Consider the following 6,734-nt stretch of genomic DNA (forward strand, 5'->3'; position numbering starts at 1 on the left):
CGGTGAGTACTTACTGGGTGGCGCCACTTCTCCCTCATTTCCTTCTCAGGACGACCCTATTGGGTCCCTGTCCGGAAACCTCTGGGCACCCCAAGCAGCGGCGCTCGTGGTGGCCTGCGCCGTGGTGGCGGCCGTGCTGTGACTGTGTGGTGCCGGAGTGGGGAGTTGTTTCGGCGTCGCTGCGGGAGGCGGATCCTGACCCGGGGTTTGCGATGTCTGCTTGGTCAGCGGCGTAGTTGCCGGAAGAAGGCGCGGCTGTCGTCGATGAACAGGTCGGGGACTTCGAAGGCCGGGAAGTGTCCGCCCTCGGCGTGTTCGCGAAGGAAGGAGGGCCCTGCGCTGGGGTGGAGGACCTTTCGGACGAGCGGGTTGCTGTAGAAGAGGGAGGCGCCCATGGGGACGCCGTTGGGTTCGCCCCATCCGCTGTCGGGGGCGTGGGTCAGTTCCCAGTAGAAGTCGGCTGCCGCAGGGCCGGTGCGGGTGAACCAGTAGAGGCTGGCGGTGATCAGGACGTCCTCGCGGCTCAGTGGCGTGGCGGGGTTGGCCCACTCGGCGAGCTCCCCGGTCCGTATCGCCCACACCACCCCGCTCGTCGGCCGGTCGCAGGTCGCGGTGGATGTGCACCTGCGGTCCTTCGCCGCGGACGCCGGCCTCCCGAGCCTCGGCTACGAGGCACTGCAAGCCGTGTACGAGGAGACCGCCGCTGTTCTCGGGCACGAGGCCAGCGGGCTCGAACACGCCGTCTGGCAAGCCAAGTCCGAGGCCCGCGCGTAGCGTCACGCACGGTGTCGCGGCAAGGCCGCGTCAGCGTGGGGCCCGCGTGGTGGCGAGGAGGTCGTCGAGCAGCGACCGGGTGTGGACGAGCTGGTCGATGTCGTCGCTGATCCGACGGTGCTCCGCTTCGAGGCGTGCACGGCAGCCGTCCAGCAGCAGGGATTCACCGGAGAGGCAGGAAAGGATCTCGCCGGTCAGGTCCATGCCGAGGCCCGCCGCGAGGAGGGTCTGGATGTGCGCCACCCTGCGGACGTCCGAGTCGGCGAAGATCCGGTATCCGCTGGGCGTGCGGTCCGGTCGCAGGACGCCCTTCTCCTCGTAGTAGCGCAGTGCTCGCACACTGACTCCGGTGCGGTCCGCCAGTTCTCCGATTTTCACGGGGGCCCTTCGCCGCTCTTGACTCTCACGTCGACGTGAGAGTTTAGCGTGCGGTCATGCTGCACCTAGCCATCCTCATGTTCTGCGTCTTCAGCATCACCACCGGAGAGTTCGTGGTGGCTGGCATCCTGCCCGAGGTCGCCTCCGACCTCGGCGTCAGTGTCGGCAGCGCGGGCCTGCTGGTCACCGCGTACGCCGCCGGCATGATCGTCGGAGGCCCGGTGCTCACCGCGCTGACCACCGGCATCGACCGCAAACGGCTGATGCAGGCCCTGTTGGCCGTTGCGATCGCCGGGAACGCGGTCTCCGCGCTGGCTCCCGGATTCTCCCCGCTGCTGGCCGCCCGGGTGGTCACCGCGCTGGTGACCTCGACCTTCTTCGCCCAAGCCATCGTGCTCACGGTGCGGTCCGCACCACCGGAGCGGGCCGCGACCATGGTGGCCCGTCTCGCGTTCGGGATGAACCTGGCCATGATCCTCGGAGCGCCCATCGGCACGCAGATCGGCGGCCAGTGGGGGTGGCGCGCGACGTTCGCCGCGATCGCCGGGGCCTGTCTGCTGGGGCTCGGTCTGGTGTCCTGGCGGCTCACCTCACCTGGCCGGGACGGCCGGAGTTCGGCGGTCTCGGAGCTGCGGGTCCTTGGCAGGGCCCCGGTGCTGATGGCGCTGGCGATCACCGCGGTCGGCAACGTCGGGGTGCTCATGGTGTTCAGCTACCTCGCCCCGCTCCTCACGGAACTGGGCGGACACCCCAGCGCCCGGCTGCCGATCCTGCTCCTCACCTACGGTCTGGGCGCGACGTTCGGCAACCTCATCGGCGGTGTTCTCTACGACCGCAATCCGCGGCTGTTCCAGCCCGCCCTGCTCGGTCTGCTGGCCGCGGCCCTGGTGGCCGGCTGGTCCGTCGCGACCTCCTCGGCCCTCACCGTGGTGGCAGTCGCGGTCCTTGGCTTCTTCGGATTCGCGATCCTGCCCGGGATGCAGGCACGCGTCATGGCGACCGCCGCCGAGGCTCCGACGCTGGCCATGGCCGTCAACGCCTCCGGTTACCAGGTCGCCGCCGCCTGCGCCGGCCTGTTCGGCGGTCTGATCGCCGACTCGTCCGCGGGCCCCAGGCCCCTCTACCTCGTGGCCGCCGCCCTGACCGCGTGCGGCCTGGTCCTGACGGTCCTGGCCACCCGCGCGTCGCGCGCACCCGACAGTGAGGAGGCGGTGGCGACCGCGAACTGACCTCTGCGACGGTACGCCGTCATCCCGGGCCCGTCCCCGGCGCACACGCGGACCGCCCGCCGCGTCCGGACGGGGACGCGGCGGGCGGTCGGGGAAGGGCGTTCGGTCGGGACCGGTCAGGCGTCGTGCCCGCGGCGGTACGCGGCCCAGGCCCGGTCGGCGACAATGCCCGTCAGCAGGAAGCCGAGGGCTCCCGCGTACCAGGGCAGGCCGAGGACGACGAACGGCACTACCGCCGCGGCCAGTGCGATCAGATTCAGCCACAAGGGCGTGCGTACGAACACGACGGACCTCGTCTCTCCCCGCTCAGCGGCGGTAGTTCTTCTGGCTGACCCTGACCAGCTTGTGGTTGGCCGACGCGATCTTGGTCTGATAGCAGCCCACAGCGGACAGGTTCCATGTCTTGATCTGCCGGCCGGTTCCCCTTCACCGCCGGCCTGTCGCTTGGGGGCCGTTTCCCCAAGTGTGGGAATTGGCCCACATCGCAGGTGGATGCGGAGCCGGGCTCATACAAGATTTCCGTAACCGCTGATCGATTCGACTAGGCCGGTGACATCCCTCTGTGTCAGCGGGATGCTGCCTGTGTGCTGGACGACCTCGACGCAGTGCACGCCGCCGTCACGCTTCCCTACAACTCAGGCGTCGCGGAAGGAAGAATCACCGACCTGAAGATGATCAAACGCCAGATGGCAGGACGGGCAGGCATCCAACTCCTGCGCAAACGCGTCATCCTGGTCGCCCATTCAGGCCGCAACCACCAGCCCCTACCCGACAATGACCTCTGGACGATCAACGGCTACGAAAATCTTGTATGAGCCAGGAACCGCACCCAACAATCTTGTATGAGCCAGGAACCGCACCCAACGCGGTTCCCATCGTGTGCCTTCCCACGGGGCCCGACGACCATGGGCCGCAGGGTCGCAGGGGAGAGGCGCAGGCACTGGTGGAAGAGTCAGATGCGGGCATGGAGGTCACGACGCTGCGCCATGCCGCTGGCGGAGTCTGCGGCACTGCGCTGCAGAACCCCATCCATGGCCTTGACCAGTTCATCGCGGCCGATGAGGGCTGCGATGCGCAGTTCGTGGACGAGCAGGGTGGCGGAGGCCAGGGCGACCAGGTTGGCGCCGACGTCAGCCGCTTCACGATCGGTGGTCGGGCCGCTGGAGAACACCGTGACGTCTTCGTAGTTGGCCTTGATACGCAGCCGATACAGGTAGTCCGCCATGGTGACCGGGCGGACAGCGCCGGCAACCGACTCTCTCTCCGCGGCTGTGAGCCGGACCGACTTCGGCTCCGGTGCGGGCGTGCGGCCGGCCGCCAGACGGGCGTCCCGGTCAGCGCGCCAGGCCTTCTTCTTGGCACTCAGCATCTCGCGTCGCTTGGCGGTGAGGCGCTCCTCGACCAACTGCTGGCGGGTGGAACGCAGCGCCCTGGCCGCGATGTCCCAGGCCTGATCACCCTGCCAGGACACCCACGGGTGCAGGTCCAGATCGAGGGGGCGTCCGGGGCCGGTGAGGAAGCCGTCGGCGTCGGCGAGCCGGGTGCCAGACACGACGGCGGCCAGCGTCCACGGGGACAGCGAAACGGTGCGCGAGGTCCACAGGTCCACGTAGCGCCGCTTGGTGGTTTCGTGAGCGTGGGGGCGGGTCCCGCCCTCGGCGACCATGAGGGCCTGCGCGCAGCCGTACAGGACGTAGTAGGCCTGGACGGCGCCCCAGCTGTTGGCGAGCCGGATGATCTCGGAGTCTCCGGCCAGGTCGTGGGTGTGCTCCAGCAGCCGGGCGGTCGCCCAGGCCCGGCGCAGGCAGGCGAGCAGCTGCTCGCGGTCGCAGGTGCGTGGGCTGGCAGGCGGCCGGTAGAGGGCGTGCGCGGCGACTGCGTGCAGCCGGGCGAGGGCGTCGTCCAGGTCTGACGCGCCGTCGCCCAGGGCGAGTTCGCGGAAGGCGCGGATGTAGGAGGCGTGGGTGCGGAAGCTCCGTGTCTGTTCGCTGTCCGGCGCCAGTGAAGGAAGAGAGATGCGTGGCACGCCTCATTGTCCCCGATGGTCACGGTTGTCCGTCCTGCCAGGGGGTCTGCGGAGGGCGGGGGAGAGGTCGGCTGGGGTGGCCGTGTGCCGCCAACGGGGGCGGCATAAGCACTTTTTGGCGCCTGCCCCTCTGTAGGTCAGCGAGCAGGTCCGGTGGCCGAGGAGGACGCGGTGATCACGTGGTCAGCCGTATGCGCCGCGCTGGCGGTGGGCGGTGGCGCCGGGGTGGCAGCGCTGCTGCGGGCTTTTGCGTTTCAGCTCCGTGAGCGCAGCCGGCGCAAGACAATGACGGACGTGCTGGGCAGAATGCCGCGGCCGGGCGGGAGCGTTCGGGTGACCGACGAGAACGGGATCACCTGGGTGGTGCGGTGTCGCGGGGGGACGCGGGGTGAGTGACGACGCTTTCGAGTCCCTGTACCGCACGTGGTACCGGACCTTAGTGGCCAAGGCCTTTCTGGTCGCGGGGGGCCGTGACGTGGCGGAGGACGCGGTGCAAGAGGCATTCATCCAGTGCTGGCGCCGGATGGCCGACCCCCGGGGGGCGCCGGTCAAGCATTGGGGCGGATGGCTGGCGGTCACCGCGGTCCGCGAAGCGTTGCACCGCCGCAACACGGACGTCGTCTTCGACCCCGCCCGTCACGACAGTGCAGCCCATGCCCTGGATCTGGCTGTTGAGGTCCAGCTCAAGGAGGTCTACCGCAGGGCCTGCGCGGAAATGGCAGGCTTGAGGGAACGACCTCGCCGGGCCATGGCCTTGCGGTGTATCGCGGGGCTGAACACCGCCGAGGTGGCACAGGAGATGGGCATTACGCAGTCCACGGTACGGGTTCATCTCGCGGAGGCCCGCCGGGCGTTGGAACCGTTACGAGTGGAACTTCGGCAGATGGGCATCGTGACCGAGGGGGAGGGAGAACACCATGGCTGACAGGCCTGATGAGCTCTCCGCCTCCGAACAGGAGGCCGGCGGCGCGCGCCGCGCCGACATTCCCGCCCCCCAACAGCCTCAGCCCGAGCCGCCGCTGACCGACGACGAAGCGGCGCTGACCTCTGTCACGCAGGCATCCGAAGCCGCCGTCGCCGAAGCCCTGAGCCCGGTCCTGGACGTTGAGGCCTCTCTTGCGGCGCTCAAGCGCAGACTCGCCGCGCGCGAGCCCCAGGCCCCCTCCGCCGCGCACCGACCCGCCCGAGGCCTGCCACTGACGTTCCGGCCGTTGCCACAGGAGCGCAGCCGCGCGGTGTCTGGTCAATTCGCGCCGTCCAAGGCGGCGGTGTCCACCGTGCACCGGGTGCCGGCGATGGCCGGAGCGGCCGCGATCGACTTCGTCTGGCTGAGCGACGACCGGGAGTGGCTCCAACTGGTGGCGAAGCTCACGGCAGCCCCACACCCACAGGACCTCCTTTCGGCTGCCCTCGAAGTCTCCGTTGCGCCGAACTCCCCGCCGACGGAACCGGAACGGGAGGCCTCTGCCCCAACTGACGGTGGGGCTCTGGATCTTCTGCCGATGGTATTCGCCGATCCCAATGAGGCACTGGCACGGGCCCAGACCGTGCTCGCGTCCGATCCGCCCCCGTGGAGCGCCTCCATCGCCCATCAGGTGATCGGCATCTGGCAGCGCGACTGGGGCGACCTGCGGATCGCCCTGCGTCATCTGCGCCGCGCCCGTGACCTCGCGGCCCGCGCACAGGCGCCCGAGCGGGAGGCGGACACCCTGGCCGCACTCGGGGTGGCCCTCGTGCACGCTGGCCACGTCCGGCAGGGCCTGGAGGCTATGGATCGGGCGGTCCAGCGCGGCACCGGCCATACCCGCGCGCGGGTGCTGTTTCGCCGGGCCTACGTTGGATGGGTGCTGGGCCGCCACCGCGAGGCGCTGGAGGACATCCGCCGGGCCATCCCGGTGCTGCGGCAGGTGGGCGATGTCATCTGGACGGCGCGGGCGCTGACCCTGCGCGCGACCGTGCACTTGGCTTTGGGTGCGGTGGAGCGGGCGGACGCCGACTTCACTGCGGCCGAGGCGCTGTGGGATGCCACCGGCCAGAACCACGACAAGGCGGATGCGGTGGAGAGCCGAGGTCTGGCTGCTTTCCGCTCAGGCGATCTGCCCGTCGCACTGCGCCTGCTCGACGAGGCCAAGGAGCGGTACGCCAGGCTCGGCACGCCGTCCTTCATGCTCTCCATCCGCCGCTGCGAGGTCCTGATGGCCGCCAGCCTTGCCCCGGAGGCGCTGGCCGAGGCGGACTCGGCGATCGAGGCACTCGACAAGATCGGCGGGCAGTCCACCCGCAAGGCGGAGCTTCTGCTGCTGGCCGCGCGTGCCGCCCTGTTGGCC

Annotated in this window: 8 protein-coding genes and 1 pseudogene; 5 read left to right on the top strand and 4 right to left on the bottom strand. The window is 69.9% G+C overall.

Features of this window, described 5'->3' with window-relative positions:
* Window positions 1-224 precede the first annotated feature (224 nt).
* Complete coding sequence (locus PH203_RS49405; protein ID WP_289929502.1) at window positions 225-581, bottom strand: hypothetical protein; 357 nt, start codon at window positions 579-581, stop codon at window positions 225-227.
* A gap of 31 nt (window positions 582-612) precedes the next feature.
* Here PH203_RS49405 and PH203_RS49410 point away from each other — a divergent pair, with 31 nt between their 5' ends.
* Complete coding sequence (locus PH203_RS49410) at window positions 613-774, top strand: hypothetical protein (protein ID WP_289929503.1); 162 nt, start codon at window positions 613-615, stop codon at window positions 772-774.
* A 30-nt stretch (window positions 775-804) separates the two neighbouring features.
* Here the strand turns inward: PH203_RS49410 and PH203_RS49415 are convergent, their stop codons facing one another.
* Entirely contained in the window at window positions 805-1,152 is a 348-nt protein-coding gene (locus PH203_RS49415) for a MerR family transcriptional regulator (RefSeq protein WP_289929504.1), read from the bottom strand.
* Between the two features lie 56 nt (window positions 1,153-1,208).
* Here PH203_RS49415 and PH203_RS49420 point away from each other — a divergent pair, with 56 nt between their 5' ends.
* Window positions 1,209-2,381 carry an MFS transporter gene (locus tag PH203_RS49420; protein ID WP_289929505.1) on the top strand — a complete coding sequence of 391 codons (1,173 nt, stop codon included), beginning with the start codon at window positions 1,209-1,211 and terminating at the stop codon, window positions 2,379-2,381.
* A 116-nt stretch (window positions 2,382-2,497) separates the two neighbouring features.
* Here PH203_RS49420 and PH203_RS49425 read toward each other — a convergent pair whose 3' ends face one another.
* Window positions 2,498-2,665, bottom strand: coding sequence for a hypothetical protein (locus PH203_RS49425; protein ID WP_289929507.1), 168 nt, complete (start codon window positions 2,663-2,665; stop codon window positions 2,498-2,500).
* A gap of 300 nt (window positions 2,666-2,965) precedes the next feature.
* Between PH203_RS49425 and PH203_RS49430 the strand changes: the two genes are divergently transcribed.
* On the top strand, window positions 2,966-3,196 hold the full coding sequence (locus PH203_RS49430) for a hypothetical protein (RefSeq protein ID WP_354671334.1): 231 nt from the start codon (window positions 2,966-2,968) through the stop codon (window positions 3,194-3,196).
* Window positions 3,197-3,333: 137 nt separating this feature from the next.
* Here the strand turns inward: PH203_RS49430 and PH203_RS49435 are convergent, their stop codons facing one another.
* Complete coding sequence (locus PH203_RS49435) at window positions 3,334-4,407, bottom strand: hypothetical protein (protein ID WP_289929508.1); 1,074 nt, start codon at window positions 4,405-4,407, stop codon at window positions 3,334-3,336.
* 388 nt (window positions 4,408-4,795) lie between these two features.
* Between PH203_RS49435 and PH203_RS49440 the strand changes: the two genes are divergently transcribed.
* Together PH203_RS49440 and PH203_RS49445 are read left to right on the top strand one after the other, a co-directional pair.
* Window positions 4,796-5,332 (top strand): sigma-70 family RNA polymerase sigma factor, encoded by a 537-nt coding sequence (locus PH203_RS49440; RefSeq protein WP_289929510.1) that lies wholly within the window; start codon window positions 4,796-4,798, stop codon window positions 5,330-5,332.
* A pseudogene (locus PH203_RS49445) lies at window positions 5,325-6,734 on the top strand (hypothetical protein); the annotation flags it as partial. The gene PH203_RS49440 and the pseudogene PH203_RS49445, both read left to right, overlap by 8 nt.

Origin of the sequence: Streptomyces sp. S.PB5 (assembly GCF_030403745.1) — a bacterium.
GTDB lineage: Bacteria > Actinomycetota > Actinomycetes > Streptomycetales > Streptomycetaceae > Streptomyces.

What these genes read in the sequence shown, in the direction of transcription:
- PH203_RS49420 (WP_289929505.1), top strand. Translation starts at nt 1,209, where the DNA reads ATGCTGCACCTAGCCATCCTCATGTTCTGCGTCTTCAGCATCACCACC.